Below are 25993 nucleotides of genomic sequence, written 5' to 3'. Positions count from 1 at the left end.
TGTTAACAATTTTGAAACAACAAACGGCTCACGAATTTTTGCTTTCGCCAATAAGCTCACGCACTGCATGAGATTACCAGAAAAAAGCCGGCCGTCAGGCCGGCTCTTCGATTACATCACCAGGCGGCGAATGTCGCTCAGGGTGTTGTTGATAATGGTAATGAAGCGCGCACCATCAGCACCGTCGATCACGCGGTGGTCGAAGGAGAGAGAAATCGGCATCATCAGACGCGGAGTAAACTCTTTACCGTTCCACACAGGCTCCATCGCAGACTTGGAGACACCGAGGATCGCCACTTCCGGCGCGTTAACAATCGGCGCGAAGTGGGTGGTACCCAGGCCGCCGATGCTGGAGATGGTGAAGCAACCGCCCTGCATTTCGCCAGCAGTCAGCTTACCGTCACGCGCTTTCTTGGAGATCACGGTCAGTTCGCGGGACAGCTCAGTGATGCTCTTCTTGTTCACGTCTTTGAAGACCGGAACAACCAGACCATTTGGCGTATCAACCGCAACACCGATGTTGATGTATTTCTTCAGCGTCAGCTTCTGGCCGTCTTCGGACAGGGAGCTGTTGAAGCGTGGCATCTGCTCAAGGGCAGCGGCAACCGCCTTCATGATGAAGACCACTGGGGTGAATTTCACGTCCAGTTTACGCTTCTCAGCTTCGGCGTTCTGCTGTTTACGGAACGCTTCCAGATCGGTGATATCAGTTTTGTCGAAGTGCGTAACGTGCGGGATCATCACCCAGTTACGGCTCAGGTTAGCACCAGAGATCTTCTGGATACGGCCCAGTTCCACTTCTTCGATTTCGCCGAACTTGCTGAAGTCGACTTTCGGCCATGGCAGCATGCCCGGGATACCGCCACCGGTGGCAGCAGCTGGTGCCGCTTCAGCGCGCTTAACCGCGTCTTTCACGTAAGCCTGAACGTCTTCGCGCAGGATACGGCCTTTACGACCGGTGCCTTTCACTTTCGCCAGGTTCACACCGAATTCGCGCGCCAGGCGACGAATCAGCGGAGTCGCGTGGACGTAAGCGTCATTCTCAGCGAACTCAGATTTGCCTTCTGCTTTCGCAGCAGGAGCCGCAGCAGGTTTAGCAGCCTGAGCCGGTGCAGCAGCAGGTGCCGGAGCGGCAGCAGCAGCCGGAGCCGCAGCAGGCGCAGCGCCTTCCACTTCGAAGACCATGATCAGGGAGCCGGTAGACACTTTGTCGCCGGTGCTGATTTTGATCTCTTTAACGGTACCCGCGAACGGCGCAGGAACTTCCATAGAAGCTTTGTCGCCTTCGACGGTGATCAGTGACTGTTCAGCAGCAACTTTGTCGCCCACTTTCACCATCACTTCGGTCACTTCAACTTCGTCACCGCCGATGTCCGGTACGTTAACGTCTTTCGCACCGCCAGCCGCAGCTGGGGCAGCAGCGGCCGCCGGAGCAGCTGCCTGAGCTGGAGCAGCAGCAGGCGCTGCGCCCGCTACTTCGAAGACCATGATCAGGGAGCCAGTAGACACTTTGTCACCGGTGTTGATCTTGATCTCTTTAACGGTACCTGCGAACGGCGCCGGGACTTCCATAGAGGCTTTGTCGCCTTCTACGGTGATCAGGGACTGCTCAGCGGCAACGGTATCGCCCACTTTCACCAGGATCTCGGTAACTTCAACTTCGTCACCGCCGATGTCAGGCACGTTCACTTCTTTCGCTGCCGCGGCAGCTGCTGGAGCAGCGGCGGCCGGAGCGGCTTCTTTCTTCTCTTCCTGCGCAGGTGCAGCAGCTGCTGCACCGTCGGCGGAATCGAAAATCATGATCAGTTTGCCAGTCTCGGTTTTATCGCCAACAGAGACTTTGATCTCTTTAACGATGCCAGCCTGAGGAGACGGGACTTCCATAGAGGCTTTGTCGCCTTCTACGGTGATCAGCGACTGTTCAGCTTCAACTTTGTCGCCTGGTTTGACCAGGATCTCGGTGATTTCAACTTCATCAGCCCCGATGTCCGGTACATTGATTTCGATAGCCATTATTCTTTTACCTCTTACGCCAGACGCGGGTTAACTTTTTCTGCATCGATGTTGAATTTGGTAATTGCGTCCGCAACCACTTTCTTATCGATTTCGCCACGTTTAGCCAGTTCGCCCAGTGCTGCTACAACCACGTAAGAAGCATCAACTTCGAAGTGGTGACGCAGGTTTTCGCGGCTGTCAGAACGACCGAAGCCGTCAGTACCCAGAACGCGATAATCATCAGCTGGAACGTAAGTACGAACCTGCTCAGCGAACAGTTTCATATAGTCAGTTGAAGCGACCGCTGGAGCGTCGTTCATCACCTGAGCGATGTACGGAACGCGCGGAGTTTCCAGTGGGTGCAGCATGTTCCAGCGCTCACAATCCTGGCCATCACGCGCCAGTTCGGTGAAGGAGGTTACGCTGTACACGTCAGAACCGACGCCGTAGTCGTTCGCCAGGATCTGTGCTGCTTCACGGACGTGACGCAGGATAGAGCCGGAGCCCAGCAGCTGAACTTTACCTTTGCTACCTGCAACGGTTTCGAGTTTGTAGATACCTTTACGGATACCTTCCTCGGCACCTGCTGGCATGGCCGGCATGTGGTAGTTTTCGTTCAGGGTGGTGATGTAGTAGTAAATGTTCTCTTGCGCTTCACCGTACATACGGGTCAGACCGTCATGCATGATGACTGCCACTTCGTACGCGTAAGACGGGTCGTAAGAGATACAGTTAGGGATAGTCAGAGACTGAATGTGGCTGTGGCCATCTTCGTGCTGCAGACCTTCACCGTTCAGGGTCGTACGACCAGAAGTACCACCTACCAGGAAGCCGCGAGCCTGTTGGTCGCCAGCCTGCCAGCACAGGTCACCGATACGCTGGAAACCGAACATGGAGTAGTAGATGTAGAACGGGATCATCGGCAGGTTGTTGGTGCTGTAAGAGGTCGCAGCAGCCAGCCAGGATGCGCCTGCACCCAGTTCGTTGATACCTTCCTGCAGGATCTGACCTTTCTCGTCTTCTTTGTAGTATGCAACCTGCTCGCGGTCCTGCGGAGTGTACTGCTGACCGTTCGGGCTGTAGATACCGATCTGACGGAACAGACCTTCCATACCGAAGGTACGCGCTTCGTCAGCGATGATTGGAACCAGACGATCTTTGATCGACTTGTTCTTCAGCATCACGTTCAGGGCACGCACGAAGGCGATAGTGGTGGAGATCTCTTTGTTCTGCTCTTCCAGCAGCTGAGAGAAGTCTTCCAGCGCTGGCAGTTCCAGTTTCTCAGTGAAGTTCACCTGACGGGACGGCAGGTAGCCGTTCAGTTTCTGACGCTGCGCGTGCAGATAGGTGTGCTCTTCCGAACCTTCCGGGAAGGTGATGTAAGAGAGGTTTTCAACCTGCTCGTCGGTCACTGGAACGTTGAAACGGTCGCGGATATAACGCACGCCGTCCATGTTCATTTTCTTAACCTGGTGCGCGATGTTTTTCCCTTCGGCAGTGTCACCCATGCCATAACCTTTAACGGTATGAGCCAGGATTACAGTTGCTTTGCCTTTGGTTTCCTGCGCTTTTTTCAGTGCAGCGTAGACTTTCTTCGGATCGTGACCACCACGGTTCAGGGCCCAGATCTGATCGTCAGTCCAGTCTGCAACCAGGGCTGCGGTCTCAGGATATTTACCGAAGAAGTGCTCACGAACGTAGGCACCGTCTTTGGATTTGAAGGTCTGGTAGTCGCCATCAACGGTTTCCTGCATCAGCTGGAGCAGTTTACCGCTGGTGTCTTTACGCAGCAGCTCATCCCAACGACCGCCCCACATGACTTTAATCACGTTCCAGCCAGCACCTGCGAAGATGCCTTCCAGTTCGTTGATGATCTTGCCGTTACCGGTTACCGGACCATCCAGACGCTGCAGGTTACAGTTGATGATGAAGCACAGGTTGTCCAGCTTCTCACGGGTCGCGATGGTGATCGCACCTTTAGATTCTGGCTCATCCATTTCGCCGTCGCCCAGGAAGGCGTAAACGGTCTGCTGGGAGGTGTCTTTTAGACCACGGTGTTCCAGATATTTCAGGAACTTAGCCTGGTAGATCGCACCGATTGGACCCAGACCCATAGACACAGTCGGGAACTGCCAGAATTCTGGCATCAGTTTCGGGTGCGGGTAAGAAGACAGGCCTTTACCGTGAACTTCCTGACGGAAGTTGTTCATCTGCTCTTCAGTCAGACGACCTTCCAGGAACGCACGTGCGTACACGCCCGGAGAGATGTGGCCCTGGAAGTACACCAGGTCGCCGCCGTCTTTCTCGGTGCGCGCGCGGAAGAAGTGGTTGAAGCACACTTCATAAACGGTTGCAGAAGACTGGAAGGAAGCCATGTGGCCGCCCAGCTCCAGATCTTTTTTGGACGCGCGCAGAACGGTCATGATGGCGTTCCAGCGAATTGCAGAACGGATGCGGCGTTCCAGATCCAGATTGCCCGGGTATTCCGGTTCGTCTTCGACGGCAATCGTGTTTACGTAGTTGTTAGCCCCTGCACCTGCAGCTACTTTCACGCCACCTTTGCGGGCTTCAGAAAGCATCTGTTCAATCAGATACTGAGCACGCTCAACACCTTCTTCACGGATGACCGATTCGATCGCCTGTTGCCAGTCGCGAGTTTCGATCGGATCCACGTCATTTTGGAGACGTTCTGACATGGGGGTATTCCTTATCTATCTAATACGTTGATTTGTCTGGAACCTGTCCCATTGTATTCTTGGGCAAGAACACAATAAGACAGGTTCTGCGTTTAGTTGCCGCGCTCTAAAAAAACTGGCGCTTAATCCTTTCGTTGCTGTATGCGGCGCAGTGAACGTTCTCGACGACTCTGTTCACGGCTGCGGTCCAGCAAGATTTCCTCAATGAAAGCCAGGTGACGGTGCGACGCTTCACGCGCCTGCTCCGGCTCCCCGGCCATTATCGCCTCGAATACTCGGGTGCGATGGTTGCTGACCAGCGGGAGCATCTCCCGACGGGCATACAACAATTCAAAATTTTGACGAACGTTCTGGGCAAGCATTGGCTCCATGCAGCGTAGCAGATGGAGGAGCACCACGTTGTGGGCTGCTTCTGTGACGGCAATTTGATACTGGACGACGGCGTCGGACTCGGCGTCGAGATCGCCGGACTGCTGGGCCCGTTCAATGGCCTGATGGAGTTCGCGAATACGTTCACGATCTTCATCGTTGCTGCGCAGCGCCGCGTAGTAAGCCGCGATGCCTTCAAGCGCGTGACGGGTCTCAAGCAGATCGAACTGGGATTCTGGGTGGTCGGAGAGCAGCTCCACTAACGGGTCGCTGAAGCTCTGCCACAGGCTGTTTTGCACAAAGGTTCCGCCACCCTGGCGACGAAGCAGTAGGCCCTTGGCTTCGAGACGTTGAATCGCCTCACGCAGCGAGGGACGGGAAACGTCGAACTGTTTAGCCAGTTCGCGTTCAGGTGGCAGTTTTTCACCGGGGCGCAGGGTCCCCTCAAGGATCAAAAACTCCAGCTGCTGCTCAATCACATCGGATAATTTTGGTTGGCGAATTTTGCTGTAGGCCATATTCCCTGTCTTACGCCTTTTTGCCCGGAGTCAATTGGTCTTACCAATTTCATATTCGTATCGCTAAAGTAACAAAGTATTCACCTTCTGTCCATATTGGTTTTGATTGAAATCAGTAAACCCTGCTTATTTTAACAACCTTACAGAAATAACGTTTCAAAAATGTAACTCTGCACAAATGAATTGATTACTCCTAAGGAGGCAGTTTTAACTTTATCGAAACGGTGAAAAGTGCGATCTGAACCGATTTAGCGGAGCAAAACATGAAAAACTGCCCACTTATGGAGCATTTTTATTCTATAGGTTGATAAAGGGACTTAAACGGGACGATTTACAAATGCTTTCTTTTTATTCGAACTCGCTTTCTCCGCGCATAAAGCAGGTGCATTCGCCGTCGCTTAACACTATTCTTCCGAATACGGAAGACACATCCGGTTTTTTCAGCCAATTGAACCGTAAACTAATAAATACATGAAATGGAATTTCATAATTACACACGCCAGAGCGTGAACATAACAACCACACACGAGGTTTCATAATGGATGGTCAACAGCATGGCGATCAGCTGAAGCGCGGCCTTAAAAACCGCCATATTCAGCTTATCGCTCTCGGTGGCGCTATCGGTACCGGCCTGTTCCTGGGCAGCGCATCGGTTATTCAGTCTGCCGGTCCGGGTATTATTCTGGGTTACGCCATTGCCGGTTTTATCGCCTTTCTTATTATGCGTCAGCTGGGTGAAATGGTGGTCGAAGAGCCGGTCGCCGGTTCCTTTAGCCATTTTGCCTATAAATACTGGGGCAGCTTTGCCGGTTTCGCCTCCGGCTGGAACTACTGGGTGCTGTATGTGCTGGTGGCGATGGCGGAACTGACCGCGGTCGGTAAATACGTCCAGTTCTGGTGGCCTGAGATCCCAACCTGGGCCTCCGCAGCGGTCTTCTTTGTGGTGATTAACGCCATTAACCTCACTAACGTGAAAGTATTCGGTGAGATGGAGTTCTGGTTCGCCATTATTAAAGTTATCGCGGTTGTGGCGATGATTCTGTTCGGCGGCTGGCTGCTGTTCAGCGGCAACGGCGGCCCGCAGGCAAGCGTGAGCAACCTCTGGGATCAGGGCGGCTTCCTGCCGCACGGTATGACCGGCCTGGTTATGATGATGGCAATCATCATGTTCTCCTTCGGTGGTCTGGAGCTGGTGGGTATCACCGCCGCTGAAGCAGACAACCCGGAGCAGAGCATCCCGAAAGCCACCAACCAGGTGATCTACCGTATCCTGATCTTCTATGTGGGCTCGCTGGCCGTGCTGCTCTCCCTGCTGCCGTGGACCCGCGTTACCGCTGACACCAGCCCGTTTGTCCTGATTTTCCACGAGCTGGGCGATACCTTCGTGGCCAACGCCCTGAACGTGGTGGTACTGACCGCGGCGCTGTCGGTCTATAACAGCTGCGTTTACTGCAACAGCCGCATGCTGTTCGGCCTGGCCCAGCAGGGTAACGCCCCGAAAGCGCTGCTTAACGTGGATAAGCGTGGCGTGCCGGTGAACACCATTATCGTGTCGGCCATCGTTACCGCGCTGTGCGTGCTGATCAACTACCTGGCACCGGAATCGGCCTTCGGTCTGCTGATGGCGCTGGTGGTCTCCGCTCTGGTGATCAACTGGGCGATGATCAGCCTGGCGCACATGAAGTTCCGTCGTGCGAAACAGCAGCAGGGCGTGAAAACGCGCTTCCCTGCCCTGCTCTACCCGCTGGGTAACTGGGTCTGCCTGATCTTTATGGCGGCGGTACTGGTTATCATGCTGATGACCCCGGGCATGGCGATTTCGGTCTACCTGATCCCGGTCTGGATTATCATTCTCGGCGTCGGCTATATGTTTAAAGAAAAGAATGCCAAAGCCGTAAAAGCGCATTAATGCTCTTCCCCTCTGCGTCCCTCAGGACGCAGAGGGTTGTTACCTTCCTCACACTTTCCCGCCAACAGCCATTTTATCCATATCACCGACGTTATACTGCAACGCAAATTTTGCTTCGGCAGCGAATAATTCTCTCCATACCGAACTCGGAGAATCGTCGATGGATAACAATAAACTTTCAGTAAAAGAAAAGATCGGCTATGGAATGGGGGATGCCGGATGCAATATCATCTTTGGCGCCATCATGTTGTTTGTAAACTATTTTTATACAGATATTTTCGGCCTGGCCCCGGCGCTGGTGGGCGTACTGCTGCTCTCCGTGCGCGTCATCGATGCCGTTACCGACCCGATTATGGGCGCCATTGCCGATCGTACCCGCAGTAAGTATGGGCGTTTTCGTCCATGGCTGTTATGGATCGCCTTCCCCTATGCGCTGTTCAGTATCCTGATGTTTACCACCCCGGACTGGACCTACAACAGCAAAGTTATCTATGCCTTTGTCACCTACTTCCTGCTCTCTCTGACCTATACGGCGATCAACATTCCCTACTGCTCGCTGGGCGGCGTGATCACTAACGATCCCAAAGAGCGCGTGGCCTGTCAGTCCTATCGCTTCGTGATGGTCGGTATCGCCACGCTGCTGCTGTCCCTGACGCTGCTGCCGATGGCTGACTGGTTCGGCGGCGAAGACAAAGCTAAAGGCTACCAGATGGCGATGACCGTGCTGGCGCTGATTGGCACCTGCATGTTCCTGTTCAGCTTCTCTACCGTGCGCGAGCGCGTGCGCCCGGCAGTGCAAACCAATGACGAGCTGAAAAACGATCTGAAAGACGTGTGGAAAAACGACCAGTGGGTACGCATTCTGCTCCTGACCCTGTGTAACGTCTGCCCGGGCTTTATCCGCATGGCGGCAACCATGTATTACGTCACCTGGGTCATGGGTCAGAGCACCCACTTCGCCACCCTGTTTATCAGCCTGGGCGTGGTGGGCATGATGCTCGGCAGCGTGCTGGCAAAAGTGCTGACCGACCGCTGGTGCAAGCTGAAGGTCTTCTTCTGGACCAACATCGTGCTGGCGATCTTCTCTACCGCCTTCTACTTCTTCGACCCGAAAGCCACCGTGACCATTGTGGTGCTCTACTTCCTGCTGAACATCCTGCACCAGATCCCGTCACCGCTGCACTGGTCGCTGATGGCCGACGTGGATGACTACGGCGAGTGGAAAACCGGTAAACGCATCACCGGGATTAGCTTCTCCGGCAACATCTTCTTCCTTAAGCTGGGGCTGGCGATTGCCGGGGCGATGGTAGGCTTCCTGCTCTCCTGGTACGGTTATGACGCGGGTGCCAAAGCGCAAAGCGCGGACGCCATCAACGGCATCGTGCTGCTCTTCACCGTTATTCCTGGCGTCGGCTACCTCATTACCGCGGGCGTGGTCCGTCTGCTGAAGGTCGATCGCGAAACCATGAAGCAGATTCAGTCCGATCTTGAAAAACGCCGGAACAACTATCGCGAGCTGAACGATTTTCAGGAACTCAAAGCCGCTGAGACGAAATAAGGAAAGCCGAATGCAAACCTGGCCAAACCCGTTTATTGAACAACGCGCTGACCCGTACATTCTTCATCATGAAGGGCAATACTATTTTATTGCCTCGGTGCCGGAATACGACCGGCTGGCGATCCGCCGCGCCGAGACGCTGGAAGGGCTACGCAGCGCCGACGAGGTGGTTATCTGGCGCAAGCCGGCCACCGGCCCGATGAGTCAGTTGATTTGGGCTCCGGAGCTACACAGCATTGACGGCAAGTGGTACATCTATTTTGCCGCTACGCACACCCAGGCGCTGGATAAGCTCGGGATGTTCCAGCACCGGATGTTCGCCCTCGAGTGTGCCGACAGCGACCCGCTCACCGGCACCTGGGTAGAGAAAGGTCAGATCAAAACCCCGTTCGACACCTTTGCGCTGGATGCCACCACCTTTGTTCACCAGGGGAAACGCTGGTATCTCTGGGCGCAAAAAGCCCCGGATATCACCGGTAACTCGAACCTTTACCTGTGCGAAATGGAGAACCCCTGGACGCTAAAAGGCGAGCCGGTGATGCTCAGCAAACCGGAATATGACTGGGAGTGCCGCGGATTCTGGGTCAACGAAGGCCCGGCGGTGCTGTTCCATGGCGAGCGGTTGTTTGTCAGCTACTCCGCCAGCGCCACGGATGAAAACTACTGTATGGGGCTGCTGTGGATCGATCTGCATGCCGACCCACAGAACCCGGCGAACTGGCATAAATCACCGCAGCCGGTATTCACCACCAGCTACGAGAACCGTCAGTACGGGCCGGGACACAACAGCTTTAACCGGACACCGGACGGCGAAGACGTGCTGATTTACCATGCGCGCAACTACACCGAGATCGAGGGCGACCCGCTTTACGATCCGAACCGCCACACCCGCCTGAAACTCGTTCGCTGGAATGAAAACGGGATGCCTGATTTTGGCATCCCGTCAGCAGATACAGTCTAAGGCCTGCGGCACGCTGGTTTAGATCAGCGTGCCGTAAATCGTCAGCAGCGCCACAATCACCACCACCACAAAAGAGGTTTTCTTGGCCATTGAGACCGCCGCTTTCGGCGTTTCGATCTTATCGGTGTGCGGCTCGCGCGCCAGCGAGAACTGCGCCAGACGCGTTAATACCAGGTACTGCGAAGTATGGCGATCCCCCAGCGAGGCGAACCACGCCGGCAATGCTTTCTCGCCATGCCCGATCAGGGCGTAAACCACCCCGAACAGCCGCACCGGCAGCCAGTCCAGCACGTGCAGAATAGCGTCGATCCCGGACTGCAACCGCTCGTGCGGGGTCAGGTAGCGCGCCAGCCAGCTCTGCCAGGCGCGTAAAAACGCATAGCCCATCAGCAGGACCGGCCCCCACGCGCCGCCCACCACAAACCAGAACAGCGGTGCCAGATAGAAGCGGAAGTTAATCCACAGCAGCGCGTTCTGCAGCTCGCGTAAAAACTCGCGTTCATCGCACTCCGGCGGCACGCCGTGGATTAAGGTTAACTCGCTGGCCATCGCCCCGCGGGCATGGGCATCATTGTTGGTTGCCGCCTTCAGGTACGCATGGTAGTGCAGACGCACCTTGCCCGCGCCAATGCAGAGGACGCCGAGCAGGATCCACACTACCAGCAGCGGCACATTAAAGAACAGGCCATACAGCGAACGCAGCAGCAGGAACACCACGAGCATTACCCCCGCCGTCATCAGCAAGGTGCGGATCATGGAGAAATGGCGGATGCGACGAAACAGCACTTCCATCCGGTGATCCAGATGCCAGTGTTCGCCCAGCTTGAACAAACGCTCAGCGATCAATACCAGCAGCATGGTAAATAACGTCATGTCATCTCCTTTTCTGACAGGGCGGTAAGCATTGTGTTGAATCGTTGCCAGTCAAACGCCGGGCCGGGATCGGTCTTGCGCTGCGGGGCAATATCGCTGTGTCCGGTCACGTTGCGGGCGATAGCCGGGTAGAGGCTGATAAGGGTGCGCGTCACTGCGGCCAACTGCTGATACTGCGCATCGGTATAAGGCAGCGTATCCGTCCCTTCCAGCTCGATACCAATAGAGAAGTCATTGCAGCGTTCACGCCCCTGATACTGAGAAACGCCCGCATGCCAGGCTCGTTTATCGAAGGGAACATACTGGACGATTTCACCGTCACGGCGAATCAGACAATGGGCAGAAACGCGCAGGTGGGCGATCTCCGCAAAAAAGGGGTGAGCATCGGGATCGATTGTCCCGGTGAATAGCGCGTCAATCCACGGACCGCCAAATTCGCCAGGCGGCAGGCTGATGTTATGCACCACCAGCAGCGACGGGATCTCATTCTCCGGGCGGCAATCGTGGTGTGGCGAAGGAACACGCCGTGCATCTGCCAGCCAGCCATGTTCTGAGTGCATGCAGGATCTCCTTATATATGGTGCTGATTCCCGGTTCAGAGTAGCATGTTTCAATCTTATGATTCGTTACCAATTTGGAGTTTTAACATGCCGCCTCGCCGCTACAACCCCGACCACAGACGTAACGTACTGCTGGAACGTATAAATCTCGATATTCCGGCAAGCGTCGCCAATGCGCTGCGCGAAGATCTGGGTGGAGACGTCAATGCTGACAACGACATTACCGCCCAGCTGCTGGCGGAAGATGCCCGTTCCCATGCGGTCGTGATCACCCGTGAAGACGGTGTTTTCTGTGGTAAACGTTGGGTGGAAGAGGTCTTTATCCAGCTGGCCGGTGACGGTGTGAAGGTGACCTGGCATGTTGAAGATGGCGACAGCATTAAAGCTAACCAGCCGCTGTTTGAGCTTGAGGGCTCATCGCGCGTTCTGCTGACCGGCGAGCGCACCGCGCTGAATTTTGTTCAGACGCTCTCCGGTGTCGCCAGCGAAGCACGCCGCTATGTCGACCTGCTGGAAGGGACAACTACCCAGCTGCTGGACACGCGTAAAACGCTGCCGGGCCTGCGTACTGCCCTGAAATATGCCGTGCTGTGCGGCGGCGGTGCCAACCACCGTCTGGGGTTATCCGATGCGTTCCTGATCAAAGAGAACCACATTATTGCCTCAGGATCCGTTCGCCAGGCGGTAGAAAAAGCCTTCTGGCTGCACCCGGATGTGCCGGTCGAAGTGGAAGTGGAAAACCTGCAGGAGCTGGACGATGCGCTGAAAGCCGGTGCCGACATCATTATGCTGGATAACTTCAAAACCGAAGAGATGCGTGAGGCGGTGAAACGCACCAACGGCCAGGCCCGCCTCGAGGTCTCCGGCAACGTGACGCACGAAACCTTACGCGAATTTGCCGAAACCGGCGTCGATTTCATCTCCGTTGGCGCACTGACCAAACACATTCGCGCCCTCGATCTGTCGATGCGCTTTCGCTAACTGACAGAAAACCCGGTCTGCACAGGCCGGGCAAGCCCGATTTACGACCCGCCCCGCAAACCTGCTGCAGTGTACTGTAACGCCCGCACATCCCGCTGAATCACGCTTCACGAATCGATTTTTGCCCCTCGCCCCTGGCCTGACCCGCTGCCACAGTAGCGTGCGTCAACATAAGGAGCGACCCATGGAAAGACAAAAAGGATTTACCCTCATCGAGTTAATGGTGGTCATCGGCATCGTGGCCATCCTCAGCGCAATTGGCATTCCGGCTTACCAGAACTATCTGCGAAAAGCCGCCCTCACCGATATGCTGCAAACCTTTATGCCCTACCGTACCGCGGTGGAACTCTGCGCCCTCGATCATGGCGGGACTGGGAGCTGCGATGCGGGCGTTAATGGCATTCCCTCCCCGGCGACCAGCCGCTATATCTCCGGGATGAGCATCGCAAAAGGTGCCGTCACCCTGACCGGCCAGGAGAGCCTCAACGGTCTCGAAGTGGTGATGACCCCGCAGTGGGATAACGGCAACGGCATCACCGGCTGGAAGCGTCTCTGCACCGTGGCTGAAGATAGCGCGCTGAAGCAGGCCTGCGAAGAAGTATTCCGCTTTACGGCTGAGCAGGAGAGCGAGCAATGAATGCCGATCGTTTAACGGCCCTTTGTCGGCGTCACAATGCCGTGCTGCTGACCTGCGCCCCGGACAGAATCAATATTGCGGTGGTCGACAATCCACCGCCCGAACTGCTGGAGGCGTTACGTTTCGCCACGCAGAAGAGAATCGATATCGAATGCTGGACCGCCGAGCGCATGGAAAAGCACCAGCAAAACACGTCGGAAGCGCATCTGCCCGCGATCGCCAGCTCGACGCGTTCCGCTATCGACATTCTCAACCACACCCTGACCCAGGCGCTGAGCCAGCGGGCATCGGATATTCATATCGAGCCCGCCGACGAAAGCTGGCAGATCCGGTTGCGCATTGACGGCGTGCTCTACCCGCAGCAGCCGCTTTCGGCTGAACTTGGTACCACCCTTATCGCCAGGCTGAAAGTGCTGGGCAACCTGGATATCGCCGAGCGTCGCTTACCTCAGGACGGGCAATTTACGGTGGAGCTTTCGGGCTCTCCCGTCTCGTTTCGTATTGCCACGCTCCCCTGTCGCAGCGGCGAAAAGATTGTCCTGCGACTTCTGCATCAGGAGCAACAGGCGCTCCGGCTCGAACAGCTGGGAATGAGCGAAACCCAGCAGCGACTGTTCGCCAGCGCGCTGCACAAAACCCAGGGGCTGATCCTGGTGACCGGTCCCACCGGCAGCGGCAAAACCGTCACCCTCTACAGCGCGTTGCAGGCCCGGAACACGCCCGAAGTGAACATCTGCAGCGTGGAAGATCCGGTCGAGATCCCGCTGGAAGGACTGAATCAAACCCCCATTAACCCCCGGGCGGGGTTAACCTTCCAGAGCGTGCTGCGGGCGTTTTTGCGCCAGGATCCCGACATCATCATGGTGGGTGAAATACGCGATGGCGAAACGGCGGAGATCGCCATCAACGCCGCGCAGACCGGCCATCTGGTGCTGTCGACGCTGCATACCAACTCCACCGCGGAGACGCTGGTGCGCCTACAGCAGATGGGCGTGGCGCGCTGGATGATCTCCTCGGCGCTGTCGCTGGTGATCGCCCAGCGGCTGGTGCGTCGCCTGTGCCCACACTGCCGTACCGAGGTGCGCCGGGACGCCCCCCTTACCCCAGGCGCTGTGGCCCCGGCCATTGCCGCACTGGCAGCCCGTGGGCTGCGACCGCTGCTATCACGGCTTTTATGGCCGGGTGGCAATCTTCGAGGTGATGGTGATCACCCGTGAACTGCGCACTGCTATCGCCAGCGGCGCGCCGGTCGAGGAGATCGAAAAGCTGGCCAGACAGACGGGCATGGTCACGCTGTTTGAGCATGGCTGCATGGCGGTCGAACAGGGCCACACCACGCTCGGGGAGCTGGTGCAGATGCTGGGCGAATCGGATGGCAGGTAATCAACTCTGGCGCTGGCGGGCGCTCAGCCAGCAGGGGGAGCAGCAGTCAGGTGCGATCTGGGCTCCCGACAAACAGACGGCGTGGAACCTTCTGTTGGGTCGGGATCTTTTCCCCCCTCGAACTTAAACGAAGCCTGCAGCAGACGCGGTGGCAGGCGCAGCATCGCTACGAAGCGATCCACCAGCTGGCGACTTTGCTGCAGGCGGGCTTAACGCTTTCGGCCGGTCTGGCGCTTCTGGCGCAGCAGCACCCCGCCCGGCAGTGGCAAGCGTTGCTCCAGAGCGTGGCTGACGATCTCAGCGCCGGGTGCGCCTTCTCCGATGCCCTGAAAAAGTGGCCGCATGTCTTCCCTCCCCTCTATGTTTCGATGATGAAAACCGGGGAGCTGACCGGCAAGCTCGATGAATGTTGTCGTCAGCTGGCCCGGCAGCAAAAAACGCAGCAACTGCTCAGCGCGAAGGTGAAAAAGGCGCTGCGCTATCCGGTCATTATTCTCGCCCTGGCCGTCGCCGTGGTGCTGGCAATGGTGACCCTGGTGCTGCCGGAATTTGCCGCGATCTATAAAACCTTCAACACGCCCTTACCGGCCCTGACCCGGGTCGTAATGGCGCTGGCCACCACGCTTCAGGAGCGGGGCGCCGGGCTGATGCTAACTCTGCTGGCGGCGGCGTCGGGCCTGATGTTTATTCGTCGCAACCGACGATGGCAACGTGCTACGCAGCGTTTGCTGCTGAAAAGCCCAGTGGTTGGCCCGCTGGTGCGTGGGCAAAAGCTCAGCCAGATCTTTACCGTTCTGTCGCTCACGCAGCAGGCAGGCATCGCCTTTATTCAGGGCCTGGAAAGTACCGAAGAGACGCTGACGTGCCCCTTCTGGCAGGAGACATTACAGGCGGCACGCCAGCGCATCATGCAGGGTGCGCCCATCTGGTCAGCCCTGAATGAAGCGGCGATCTTTACGCCGCTCTGCATTCAGCTCGTGCGCACCGGCGAAGCGTCGGGGGCGCTGGATACGATGTTAGGTAATCTGGCGCAGCATCATAATGAACAGACTTTTCAGCAGGCCGACAATCTGGCCTCGCTGCTGGAGCCGCTGCTGCTGATTGTGACGGGATTAATCATCGGCACGCTGGTGGTCGCGATGTACCTGCCGATTTTCCATCTGGGGGATGCGATGAGTGCGGGATAACGCTGGCGCGGGGCGCGCCAGCGAGAGAGCATTACAGGCTATTGAAAACGCGGTTTTCCTGTTCCTGAACGCGGATAAAGGTGGTGCGCTTGGTCAGCTCTTTCAGACGGGATGCACCCACGTAGGTGCATGCAGAGCGCAGGCCGCCCAGGATATCACGCGCGGTATACTCAACCGGGCCGCGCAGTGGCAGCTTGACGGTTTTACCTTCTGCCGCACGATACTGTGCAACACCGCCCACGTGACGGTTCATCGCTGATTCAGAGCTCATGCCGTAGAACAGCATGAATTTTTCACCGTTTTCATCAACCACGGTACCGCCGCTCTCTTCGTGACCTGCCAGCATCCCGCCAAGCATCACGAAGTCTGCGCCGCCGCCGAAAGCTTTCGCCACGTCACCCGGCATGGTGCAACCGCCGTCGCTGATGATCTGGCCGCCGAGGCCGTGAGCGGCGTCAGCACATTCGATTACCGCGGAGAGCTGCGGATAGCCAACACCGGTTTTCACGCGGGTGGTACAGACGGAACCCGGGCCAATGCCCACTTTCACGATATCTGCCCCGGACAGGATCAGCTCTTCACACATTTCACCGGTAACCACGTTACCCGCAATAATGGTTTTGGTCGGCCAGGCCTGACGCGCTTTGCTGACGAACTGTACGAAATGCTCAGAGTAACCATTCGCGACATCAATACAGATGAAGTTCAGGTTCGGATTAGCAATAAGAATCTGTTTCGTTTTTTCGAAATCGGCGTCAGAGGTGCCGGTGGAAACCATCACGTGCTTGAGAACGGTTTCAGATACGGAGCCTGCAAAGGCATTCCACTCTTCAACGCTGTAGTGCTTGTGCACGGCGGTCAGAATGTCGAAGGAGGCCAGTGCTTTTGCCATCGCAAAAGTCCCAACCGTATCCATATTGGCGGCGATAACAGGTACGCCAGACCAGGTCTGACCGGAATGCTTAAAGGTGAATTCACGTTCGAGTTCAACGTCGGAGCGACTTTTCAGAGTAGAACGTTTAGGGCGGATAAGAACGTCTTTGAAACCTAACTTCAGATCTTCTTCGATACGCATTTGCGGATTCCTGGGGTACTGGGGTAAATGTCGAAAAACGAAACACACAACTCCAGTGACGCTATCATACGCACTAATACCTGTTGCGCAAGACTGCGAAAATCACTTTTTTTACGCTACAATCCTATAAATTTACCTGGTAAAAAGTCTGTAAGCAGAGCTTAACCTTTGCTGTTAAAAGATTAAATCTTAAGCAATTGATATCAATAATGAATATTTCCCAGGATTTTAATTAATGGGGTACATCGTTGCATTAACGGGGGGGCATTGGCAGTGGCAAAAGCACTGTGGCCGACGCCTTCTCTCGTCTGGGTGTCACGATTATTGATGCCGACATCATTGCCCGCCAGGTGGTAGAGCCCGGTACACCCGCATTACGTGCTATTGCAGAACATTTCGGCCACGACATCATCTCGCCTGACGGAACCCTTAACCGCCGGTTGCTGCGCGAACGCATTTTCTCGCACCCTGAAGAAAAAGCCTGGCTTAATGCCCTGCTGCATCCGCTGATCCAGCAGGAGACGCAGAAGCAGGTATCGCAGGCCTCCTCCCCATATGTTCTCTGGGTTGTACCGCTTCTGGTGGAAAATAAGCTCCACGACAAAGCTGACCGGGTGCTGTTGGTGGACGTCTCTGTGGCAACCCAAATTCAGCGCACCATCGCCCGCGATAATGTCGCGCGCGAACATGCTGAACAAATTCTTGCCGCGCAGGCTACGCGTGAAGCGCGCCTTGCCGTCGCGGATGATGTTATTGATAATAACGGCGCACCGGATGCCATCGCCTCCGATGTTGCCCGCCTGCATCAGTTCTACCTGGCGCAGGCCGTTTTACAGGAAAAAGCCTAATGCACACCCACGTTCTTTTTGAGCATCCCCTCAATGAAAAAATGCGTACCTGGCTGCGCATCGAGTTTTTAATCCAGCAGCTTTCAGGCCTCCTGCCGGTACACGACCACACCACGGCGCTGCATTTTTTCCGTAACGTAAGCGATCTGCTGGATGTGTTAGAGCGTGGCGAAGTCCGCACGGAATTACTGAAAGAGCTGGAGCGTCAGCAGCGTAAATTACAGGCATGGGCCGAAGTCCCGGGCGTGGATAACAGCCGCATCGACAGCCTGCGTCAGCAGCTGAAACACAACAGCACGGTATTGATGGCTGCACCGCGTATCGGCCAGTTTTTACGGGAAGATCGCCTGGTGGCGCTGGTACGTCAGCGCCTGAGCATTCCTGGCGGCTGCTGCAGTTTCGATTTGCCGACCCTGCATATCTGGCTGCATATGGCGCAGGAGCAGCGCGATGTCCAGGTCCAAAGCTGGCTTGGCAGCCTTGAGCCGCTGAAGCAGGCGCTGTCGCTGATCCTCGATTTGATCCGCAACTCCGCGCCGTTCCGCAAACAGACCAGCCTGAACGGTTTTTATCAGGATAACGGCGAGGATGCCGATCTGCTGCGCCTGCAGCTGACCCTTGCCGATCAGCTTTATCCGCAAATTTCAGGTCACAAGAGCCGCTTTGCGATTCGTTTCATGCCGCTCGACAGTGAACATGGTCTGGTGCCGGAACGTCTCGACTTCGAGCTGGCGTGTTGTTAAGGAGTCATGATGTCTGATGTTACCACCGTAAACTGCCCCACCTGTGGGAAGCCCGTTATCTGGGGCGAGCAGAGTCCATTCCGTCCTTTTTGCTGCAAACGCTGCCAGCTGATCGATCTCGGTGAATGGGCCGCAGAAGAGAAACGCATTCCAAGCGAAGGCGGTCTCTCCGACAGCGATGACTGGAGCGAAGACCAGCAGTAACGGTAACAGCCTGCTGGCGCTTCGCTGAGCAGGCTTACTGGTTACCCACTAATCGGGTAATGACGGGCGCATTTGCCGGCGGGAACTTGTCGGCATCCAGCGCGCTCAGGGCAACCCAGCTTCCCGGCTGCCCCTCTTTGCCCCACGGCTCCCCTTCCCAGCTTTCGACCAGCCAGAACCACAGGGTGATATGGCGATCGGGAAACGCATATTCCAGTTTATCGAACAGGGTTGCACCAAGCGGAGTGATACCTACCTCTTCCTGAAGCTCGCGGATTAGCGCCTGCTCCGGCGTTTCGCCAGACTCGATCTTGCCGCCCGGAAACTCCCACTTATTCGCCATGTGGGCATCGGCCGCACGCTGGGTAATAAAAATTTGGTTATCGGAATTGCGAATGATCCCGACAGCGATTTGCAGTGTTTTCATTGTCCTGATTCCATAAAAAAGGCGCAGATATCTGCGCCTTTTCAGTTGGTTTAATGCTTAGCTCAGACGGCCATGGCACTGTTTGTATTTTTTACCTGAACCACATGGGCACGGATCGTTACGGCCAACCTTACGCTCACCGGACTGCGCGGCAATCGCGGCAGCGGCGGCTTCTTCGTCGTCCTGATGGCTGAGCTGCTGCATCTGGGCCAGACGTTCAGCCTCTTCTCGACGCTGCTGCTCCATCTCTTCAACTTCTTCCGGCATCCGCACCTGAACTTTGCTCAGGGTGCTGATCACTTCGTATTTCAGGGATTCAAGCATTGAGGCAAACATGGCGAAGGATTCGCGTTTGTACTCCTGCTTCGGATCTTTTTGCGCATAGCCGCGCAGGTGGATCCCCTGACGCAGATAGTCCATCGCCGCCAGGTGCTCTTTCCAGAGGGAGTCCAGCGTTTGCAGCATCACGCCTTTCTCGAAGTGACGCATCATCTCAGCGCCGACCACTTCTTCTTTACGCTGATAAACCTCAACGGCGGTAGCAAAAATACGCTCGCGCAGGCTCTCTTCGTGCAGGTCCGGCTCTTTATCCAGCCACTCCTGAATTGGCAGGTCCAGGTCGAAGTCATTTTTCAGACGCGCCTGCAGGCCTTCGATGTCCCACATCTCTTCCAGAGACTGCGGTGGGATGTGGCCATCGAGAGTCGCTTTGAAGACATCTTCGCGGATGCTGTTGATGGTTTCGCTCACGTCGGACACGTCCAGCAGTTCGTTACGCTGGGTGTAGATCGCGCGACGCTGGTCGTTGGCCACGTCATCATATTCAAGCAGCTGCTTACGAATATCGAAGTTACGGCTTTCAACTTTACGCTGGGCGTTGGCGATGGCTTTGGTCACCCACGGGTGCTCAATCGCTTCGCCCGGCTTCATGCCCAGTTTACGCATCATGCCTGACACACGGTCAGAGGCGAAAATACGCATTAGCGCATCTTCCATCGACAGGTAGAAGCGGGATGAACCGGCATCACCCTGACGACCCGCACGACCACGCAGCTGGTTGTCGATACGGCGGGACTCATGACGTTCAGTACCGATAATGTGCAGACCGCCCGCGGCCAGTACGGCATCGTGACGAACCTGCCAGTCGGCCTTAATCTGCGCGATCTGTTCCGGGGTTGGATCTTCCAGCGCGGCCACTTCTGCCTGCCAGCTACCGCCCAGCATAATGTCGGTACCACGACCCGCCATGTTGGTGGCGATGGTCACGGCTGACGGGTAACCCGCCTGGGCAACGATATCCGCTTCTTTGGCGTGGAACTTGGCGTTCAGAACGTTGTGCTTGATCCCGGCTTTGGTCAGCTCTTCGGAGACCACTTCCGATTTCTCGATGGAGATGGTACCCACCAGAACCGGCTGGCCCGCGGCGGTACGATCGCGAATATCTTCGATGATCGCCTGAATTTTTTCCGCTTCGGTCATGTAGACCAGGTCCGGCATATCCTTACGGATCATCGGACGGTTGGTTGGAACCACCACGGTATCCAGCTTGTAGATAGAGCTGAATTCAAAGGCTTCGGTATCCGCCGTACCGGTCATCCCCGCCAGCTTCTCGTACAGACGGAAGTAGTTCTGGAAGGTAATGGAGGCCAGCGTCTGGTTCTCATTCTGGATATCGACGTTCTCTTTGGCTTCAACCGCCTGATGCAGACCGTCGGACCAGCGGCGACCCTGCATGGTACGGCCGGTGTGTTCATCGACGATAATGACTTCGCCATCTTTAACGATGTAGTCCACGTCACGGGTAAAGAGCACGTGGGCACGCAGCGCTGCGGTCACGTGGTGCATCAGCATAATGTTGCTCGGGGAGTAAAGTGACTCACCCTCTTCCATAATGCCTTCCTGCACCAGCAGCTCTTCAATCTGGACCAGACCACGCTCGGTCAGGTTCACCTGACGGGCTTTTTCGTCCACGGAGAAGTGACCTTCACCCTGGAAGGTGTCGGAGTCCTCTTTCTCCTGACGGATCAGGTGCGGAATGATCTTGTCGACTTTGCGATACATCTCGGAGCTGTCTTCAGCCGGGCCGGAGATGATCAGCGGGGTACGGGCCTCATCGATCAGGATGGAGTCAACCTCATCCACCAGCGCATAGTGCAGTTTACGCTGGACGCGCTCTTCCGGACTAAACGCCATGTTATCGCGCAGGTAGTCAAAACCGTATTCGTTGTTGGTGCCGTAGGTGATGTCTGCGCCGTAGGCTTCACGTTTCGCCGGAGCCGGCAGGCCTGACATGTTGATCCCGACGCTCATGCCGAGGAATTCGAACAGTGGGCGGTTGTTTTCGGCATCACGCTGCGCCAGATAATCGTTGACGGTGACAACGTGCACGCCTTTACCCGACAGGGCGTTAAGGTACGCCGGCAGGGTCGCGGTCAGGGTTTTACCTTCACCGGTACGCATCTCGGCGATGCAGCGGTCGTTCAGGACCATACCACCCAGCAGCTGCACGTCGAAATGACGCATGCCGAACACGCGCTTACTTGCTTCACGCACAACGGCGAAGGCTTCCGGGATCAGGCTCTCAACGGTTTCGCCTTTTTCGAGGCGGGCACGGAATTCGGCAGTTTTGCCTTTCAGCTCGTCATCAGAAAGTTTTTCCATCGCTGGCTCAAGGCCATTGATGACGCTGACAGCTTTGCGCATACGGCGCAGAGTACGATCGTTACGACTACCGAAAACTTTAGTTAGTAATTTGATTAACATAATAAATTCTCAAACGCCCCATCATGGGCAGTTAAATTAAGGTATTGAAAAGCGTTAATTTAGCTGAGGCGTTGAGGTCCGGCGCGAATGCCCTGCACCTGGCTAATCCAGGCGGACACGGAGAAAACGGATTGAGGATAGAACGCGGCAAGAGCAACCTGCCGAACAATGACCGGCGGCTCGCTCTGCTGGGTAAGCAGCGTATTCAGCGTATCCAGCAGCGCCAGATGGTGCGCCTGAACCGGCAGGGACTCTTCAACGGCAGGCAATGCCTGCGGCGCCATGGCGAAAGAGAGGTGACGAATAACGGTGCGGATAGCGTGCTGGTGCCAGTAATCCACCGTGAAGTTTGGACGGCGGTTTGCTTCCAGCAGGGCAAGATTAGTGAAATTTACCCGCGTGTTCAGGTCTTGTCGTGAGGTGGCGGTCTTCGCAGGATTAGCCGCTTCGGCGTTGCCGCTGAGCGCAGGCAGGCCAAGGCTTGCCGCGACCATCCCCAGAAGGAGATGCGGCCAGAAGTAACGTCTGCCAAATTGTCGCCAGCGCGTCAGAATTCCGCTCAATTGCCCCACCACAAGTAAGTAAACCTTCAGGCTTACCGTATGATTTTTATTTTTTCGCGCCCAGATATTACCATCAATGCGACGGCGCAGCAGCAGTAATAAGGCATACAGGAGGTTAAAAATGATGATGAAACCAGCAAACGCGCCATTGACTACGGCAATTCAGGAAGGACAAAAACAAAAACGACTGGTCTTGCTGGCCGGAGAGAGTGCCAGGTCAACCAGTCGAATTTAGATAACGTAGTCTACCGTTACGCCAGAACCGTGCTCGGTGCTTTGAATGCCAGTGGCAGTTCAGCTTCGTCTTCGAAGGTCACATATTCCCAGGCTTCCTGTTTTGCCAGAACAGCCTGCAACAGTTTGTTGTTCAGCGCGTGACCGGATTTATACGCGGTAAACGCACCAATGATATTGTGACCACACATGAACAGGTCCCCAATCGCATCCAGCATTTTGTGACGAACGAACTCATCTTCAAAACGCAGGCCGTCTTCGTTCAGTACGCGATAATCGTCAACAACGATGGCACAATCGAAGCTGCCGCCCAGGCACAGGCCGCGGGACTGCAGGTATTCGATATCACGCATGAAACCGAAAGTACGTGCACGACTGATTTGACGCATAAACGCATCAGCAGAGAAGTTCATCGCATAGCGCTGGGTGCTGGAATCAATCGCCGGATGGTTGAAGTCGATGGTGAAATCCAACGAAAAACCATTAAACGGCTTAAATTCAGCCCATTTGTCGCCATCCTGGACACGAACGGTCTCTTTGATACGCACAAATTTCTTCGCACTGTTCAGTTCTTCAATGCCGGCATCCAGCAATAGATAAACGAACGGTGCAGCGCTACCATCCATGATCGGGATTTCTGGCGCATCGACTTCAATAACGATGTTGTCGATACCCAGACCCGCCAGGGCGGCGTTCAGGTGCTCTACGGTAGAGATCCGCACGTCATGCTCGTTCACCAGGCAAGTACAGAGCATAGTATCACGCACAGATTTGGCATCAGCCGGGAAATCTACCGGTGGATTCAAGTCGGTGCGACGATAGATGACCCCGGTATTGGCCGGCGCAGGGCGCAACGTCAGAGTGACTTTCTTGCCGGTATGTAAACCGACACCTGTCGCCTGAACGATACGTTTTAATGTCCTTTGTTTGATCATCGTATAATCTCGCCAAGTTACTTATCCAACCGAGAGTGTATATCACTATCGGGCGGCCAGTTTAGCACAAAGAGCGTAAATTCCCTAATTCCAGCTAATTCTTAATCAGCTTGCTTACGCAGGAACGCAGGGATATCCAGATAATCTGGCTCTTTCTGGGTCTGTGTTGTGTTGTCATTGACCACTTTCGCGGCCGGTTTCTGCTCTTGCGTCAGCGGCGCCATGCCGTGCGGCTGATAGCGATCCATCACTGGCTGCTGCGCAGGTTTGTTGGTCACAAGGGTGATCTCAGGACGTTTGTCCATGCCGATACCGGTAGCCACAACCGTTACGCGCAGCTCATCGTTCATTTCCGGATCAAGGGAAGTACCGATAACCACGGTGGCGTTGTCAGAGGCGAACGCACGGATGGTGTTACCCACGGTTTCGAACTCATCCAGACGCAGGTCGAAGCCCGCAGTGATGTTGACCAGCACGCCGCGCGCGCCTGACAGATCGATATCTTCCAGCAGCGGAGAAGAGATTGCCATTTCAGCGGCTTCTTCTGCACGGTCTTCGCCTTTCGCCACGCCGGAGCCCATCATCGCGTAGCCCATTTCGGACATCACGGTGCGCACGTCAGCAAAGTCGACGTTCATCAGGCCCGGACGGGTAATCAGTTCTGCGATACCCTGCACTGCCCCTTTGAGAACATCGTTCGCGGCGCCAAAAGCGTCCAGCAGAGAGATGCCACGGCCCAGCACTTTCAGCAGCTTGTCGTTCGGGATAGTGATCAGCGAGTCCACGTGTTTGGACAGCTCGGTGATACCCTGCTCGGCAAACGCCATACGCTTTTTGCCTTCAAAGTTGAAAGGCTTAGTCACGACAGCAACCGTCAGGATACCTAAATCTTTAGCGACTTCAGCAACCACTGGCGCAGCACCGGTTCCGGTACCACCGCCCATGCCCGCGGCGATAAACACCATGTCTGCACCATCAAGCGCAGCACGCAGGGCTTCACGATCTTCTTCTGCAGCATTACGGCCGACTTCCGGGTTTGCCCCGGCGCCCAGCCCTTTGGTGATGCCGCCACCGATTTGGATCGTCTGGCCAACCGCCGTTTTACGCAGCGCCTGCGCATCGGTGTTCACCGCGAAGAACTCTACACCTTCGATGCGCTCGCGCACCATATGCTCTACAGCATTACCGCCGCCGCCACCGACGCCGATGACTTTAATCACCGCGTCGTTGGTCAGTTCCATAGGTTCAAACATAGTTTCTCTCCGTTTTGTGCCTGTCGCCCGAAACCGTTAATTCTCGCCGGTCTCTTACTAAAATTAAAATTCTTTTCGCAGCCAGGTATTGATTCGTTTGAACCACGAACCTACCGACGCGCGTTTTTCTACTTCTGCTTCACCACTGAGATGCGTTTCTTTCCCGTAATGAAGCAAGCCCACGGCCGTTGAGTAATACGGCTCCTGAGCATAATCCGTTAAACCGGTGATGTTCAGCGGTGCACCAATGCGCACCTGCGTATGGAATACGCGCTGAGCACAGGCCGCAAGACCTTCAATTTGCGCCGCGCCGCCGGTTAATACAATCCCCGCTGCAAGATGGTGTTTGACACCCTGCTGGCGAAGCTGTTCCTGTAACTGCAAAATCTCTTCGTTGACCAGGTTGAGCAGCTCGGTATAACGCGGCTCAATAACCTCGGCTAACGTCTGGCGCTGCAGGCTGCGCGGTGGACGTCCACCCACGCTCGGCACTTCAACGCTCTCATCTTTGCCCACAATGGAGCCCAGTGCACAACCGTGGCGCACTTTAATCGCCTCTGCATCGCTCGGTGGCGTGCCAAAGGCGTAAGCGATATCGCTGGTCACCACGTTCCCCGCATACGGGATAACTTTGGTATGGCGCAGCGCACCGCCGGTATAGACGGCCATGTCCATGGTACCACCACCGATATCCACCACACAGACGCCCAGTTCACGTTCGTCTTCGGTCAGCACAGAATAACTTGCCGCCAGACCGGCGAAAATCAGTTGGTCAACTTTAAGACCACAACGTTCCACGGCTTTGACAATGTTCTTCGCCATATCGTTGTGACATGTGATCAAGTGCACTTTTGCCTGCATACGTACGCCGGAAAGCCCTACCGGATTTTTAATCCCTTCCTGGTAGTCGATCGCATACTCCTGCGGAATCACATGCAGGACGCGATGCTCGTCGCGAACGCGCACAGACTTCGCAGTATGCACGACGTTTTCGACGTCTTCCTGCGAGACTTCTTCTTCTGAGATCGGCACCATGCCAATCTCGTTCTGGCAGCTGATATGCTTGCCAGAGAGCGCCAGATACACGGAGGAAATCTGGCAATCTGCCATCAATTCGGCCTGATCGATGGCGCGCTGTACGCATTTCACCACCGACTCAAGGTCGTTTACCCCACCTTTATCCATACCACGAGACGGGCAGCTACCCACACCAATGATATTGACCATACCGTCGGGCAGAACTTCCCCTACTAAAGCGGCAACCTTCGCAGTGCCAATCTCCAGTCCTACTACCAGTTTTCTGTCCGTCGCCTTGATCATT

At 55.8% G+C, this 25993-nt stretch carries 19 protein-coding genes and 3 pseudogenes; 10 read left to right on the top strand and 12 right to left on the bottom strand.

Going from position 1 to position 25993, the window contains the following annotated elements; genetic code table 11:
- Positions 1-111 precede the first annotated feature (111 nt).
- The 3 genes from aceF to pdhR form a co-directional block, all read right to left on the bottom strand.
- Positions 112-2013 carry a pyruvate dehydrogenase complex dihydrolipoyllysine-residue acetyltransferase gene (aceF, locus tag AAHB66_RS03840; RefSeq protein WP_347115266.1) on the bottom strand — a complete coding sequence of 634 codons (1902 nt, stop codon included), beginning with the start codon at positions 2011-2013 and terminating at the stop codon, positions 112-114.
- Positions 2014-2027: 14 nt separating this feature from the next.
- On the bottom strand, positions 2028-4691 hold the full coding sequence (aceE, locus tag AAHB66_RS03835) for a pyruvate dehydrogenase (acetyl-transferring), homodimeric type (RefSeq protein WP_347115265.1): 2664 nt from the start codon (positions 4689-4691) through the stop codon (positions 2028-2030).
- Positions 4692-4813: 122 nt separating this feature from the next.
- Positions 4814-5578: a pyruvate dehydrogenase complex transcriptional repressor PdhR gene (pdhR, locus tag AAHB66_RS03830; protein ID WP_103947083.1), complete on the bottom strand. Its 765-nt coding sequence runs from the start codon at positions 5576-5578 to the stop codon at positions 4814-4816.
- 538 nt (positions 5579-6116) lie between these two features.
- Here pdhR and aroP point away from each other — a divergent pair.
- The 3 genes from aroP to AAHB66_RS03815 all read left to right on the top strand — a co-directional run bounded on the left by aroP (position 6117) and on the right by AAHB66_RS03815 (position 10006).
- Positions 6117-7487 carry an aromatic amino acid transporter AroP gene (gene aroP, locus AAHB66_RS03825; RefSeq protein ID WP_347115264.1) on the top strand — a complete coding sequence of 457 codons (1371 nt, stop codon included), beginning with the start codon at positions 6117-6119 and terminating at the stop codon, positions 7485-7487.
- A 160-nt stretch (positions 7488-7647) separates the two neighbouring features.
- Entirely contained in the window at positions 7648-9045 is a 1398-nt protein-coding gene (locus AAHB66_RS03820) for an MFS transporter (RefSeq protein WP_347115263.1), read from the top strand.
- Between the two features lie 10 nt (positions 9046-9055).
- Positions 9056-10006 carry a family 43 glycosylhydrolase gene (locus AAHB66_RS03815; RefSeq protein ID WP_347115262.1) on the top strand — a complete coding sequence of 317 codons (951 nt, stop codon included), beginning with the start codon at positions 9056-9058 and terminating at the stop codon, positions 10004-10006.
- An 18-nt stretch (positions 10007-10024) separates the two neighbouring features.
- Here the strand turns inward: AAHB66_RS03815 and ampE are convergent, their stop codons facing one another.
- Together ampE and ampD are read right to left on the bottom strand one after the other, a co-directional pair.
- Complete coding sequence (gene ampE, locus AAHB66_RS03810) at positions 10025-10879, bottom strand: beta-lactamase regulator AmpE (protein WP_347115261.1); 855 nt, start codon at positions 10877-10879, stop codon at positions 10025-10027.
- The gene (gene ampD, locus AAHB66_RS03805; RefSeq protein WP_347115260.1) at positions 10876-11439 is read right to left on the bottom strand and encodes a 1,6-anhydro-N-acetylmuramyl-L-alanine amidase AmpD; all 564 of its coding nucleotides are present in this window, start codon (positions 11437-11439) and stop codon (positions 10876-10878) included. Before ampD ends, ampE begins: the two co-directional genes overlap by 4 nt.
- Before the next feature lie 87 nt (positions 11440-11526).
- On the opposite strand from ampD, the gene nadC reads away from it, so the two are divergent.
- The 4 genes and pseudogenes from nadC to hofC all read left to right on the top strand — a co-directional run bounded on the left by nadC (position 11527) and on the right by hofC (position 15627).
- Positions 11527-12420: a carboxylating nicotinate-nucleotide diphosphorylase gene (nadC, locus tag AAHB66_RS03800; protein ID WP_347115259.1), complete on the top strand. Its 894-nt coding sequence runs from the start codon at positions 11527-11529 to the stop codon at positions 12418-12420.
- Between the two features lie 184 nt (positions 12421-12604).
- The gene (gene ppdD, locus AAHB66_RS03795; protein WP_347115258.1) at positions 12605-13057 is read left to right on the top strand and encodes a prepilin peptidase-dependent pilin; all 453 of its coding nucleotides are present in this window, start codon (positions 12605-12607) and stop codon (positions 13055-13057) included.
- A pseudogene (gspE, locus tag AAHB66_RS03790) lies at positions 13054-14440 on the top strand (type II secretion system protein GspE). Before ppdD ends, gspE begins: the two are co-directional and overlap by 4 nt.
- A pseudogene (hofC, locus tag AAHB66_RS03785) lies at positions 14430-15627 on the top strand (protein transport protein HofC). The pseudogenes gspE and hofC overlap by 11 nt, the downstream one beginning before the upstream one ends.
- 31 nt (positions 15628-15658) lie before the next feature.
- Here hofC and AAHB66_RS03780 read toward each other — a convergent pair.
- Positions 15659-16702 (bottom strand): GMP reductase, encoded by a 1044-nt coding sequence (locus AAHB66_RS03780; RefSeq protein WP_347115257.1) that lies wholly within the window; start codon positions 16700-16702, stop codon positions 15659-15661.
- A 235-nt stretch (positions 16703-16937) separates the two neighbouring features.
- On the opposite strand from AAHB66_RS03780, the pseudogene coaE reads away from it, so the two are divergent.
- The 3 genes and pseudogenes from coaE (at position 16938) to yacG (ending at position 18497) form a co-directional block, all read left to right on the top strand.
- Positions 16938-17550 (top strand): annotated as a pseudogene (gene coaE / locus AAHB66_RS03775) (dephospho-CoA kinase).
- Entirely contained in the window at positions 17550-18293 is a 744-nt protein-coding gene (zapD, locus tag AAHB66_RS03770) for a cell division protein ZapD (RefSeq protein WP_347115256.1), read from the top strand. Before coaE ends, zapD begins: the two are co-directional and overlap by 1 nt.
- Positions 18294-18302: 9 nt before the next feature.
- On the top strand, positions 18303-18497 hold the full coding sequence (gene yacG, locus AAHB66_RS03765; RefSeq protein WP_337016917.1) for a DNA gyrase inhibitor YacG: 195 nt from the start codon (positions 18303-18305) through the stop codon (positions 18495-18497).
- A 34-nt stretch (positions 18498-18531) separates the two neighbouring features.
- Here the strand turns inward: yacG and mutT are convergent, their stop codons facing one another.
- The 6 genes from mutT to ftsA form a co-directional block, all read right to left on the bottom strand.
- Complete coding sequence (mutT, locus tag AAHB66_RS03760; RefSeq protein WP_347115255.1) at positions 18532-18924, bottom strand: 8-oxo-dGTP diphosphatase MutT; 393 nt, start codon at positions 18922-18924, stop codon at positions 18532-18534.
- 57 nt (positions 18925-18981) lie between these two features.
- Positions 18982-21687 carry a preprotein translocase subunit SecA gene (secA, locus tag AAHB66_RS03755; protein ID WP_347115254.1) on the bottom strand — a complete coding sequence of 902 codons (2706 nt, stop codon included), beginning with the start codon at positions 21685-21687 and terminating at the stop codon, positions 18982-18984.
- Positions 21688-21746: 59 nt separating this feature from the next.
- Positions 21747-22250 carry a secA translation cis-regulator SecM gene (secM, locus tag AAHB66_RS03750; protein WP_347115253.1) on the bottom strand — a complete coding sequence of 168 codons (504 nt, stop codon included), beginning with the start codon at positions 22248-22250 and terminating at the stop codon, positions 21747-21749.
- Between the two features lie 251 nt (positions 22251-22501).
- A complete protein-coding gene (lpxC, locus tag AAHB66_RS03745; protein WP_039030368.1) occupies positions 22502-23419 on the bottom strand; it encodes a UDP-3-O-acyl-N-acetylglucosamine deacetylase in 918 nt (305 codons plus the stop codon).
- Positions 23420-23520: 101 nt separating this feature from the next.
- Positions 23521-24672: a cell division protein FtsZ gene (ftsZ, locus tag AAHB66_RS03740; RefSeq protein WP_142488237.1), complete on the bottom strand. Its 1152-nt coding sequence runs from the start codon at positions 24670-24672 to the stop codon at positions 23521-23523.
- 63 nt (positions 24673-24735) lie between these two features.
- A complete protein-coding gene (gene ftsA / locus AAHB66_RS03735) occupies positions 24736-25992 on the bottom strand; it encodes a cell division protein FtsA (protein WP_032616543.1) in 1257 nt (418 codons plus the stop codon).
- Position 25993: the final 1 nt, after the last annotated feature.

This window comes from Leclercia sp. S52 (genome assembly GCF_039727615.1).
Classification (GTDB): Bacteria; Pseudomonadota; Gammaproteobacteria; order Enterobacterales; family Enterobacteriaceae; genus Enterobacter; species Enterobacter adecarboxylatus_B.
Note: the sequence above shows the minus strand (reverse complement) of the source record. Positions and strands in the feature narration are given on the sequence as shown.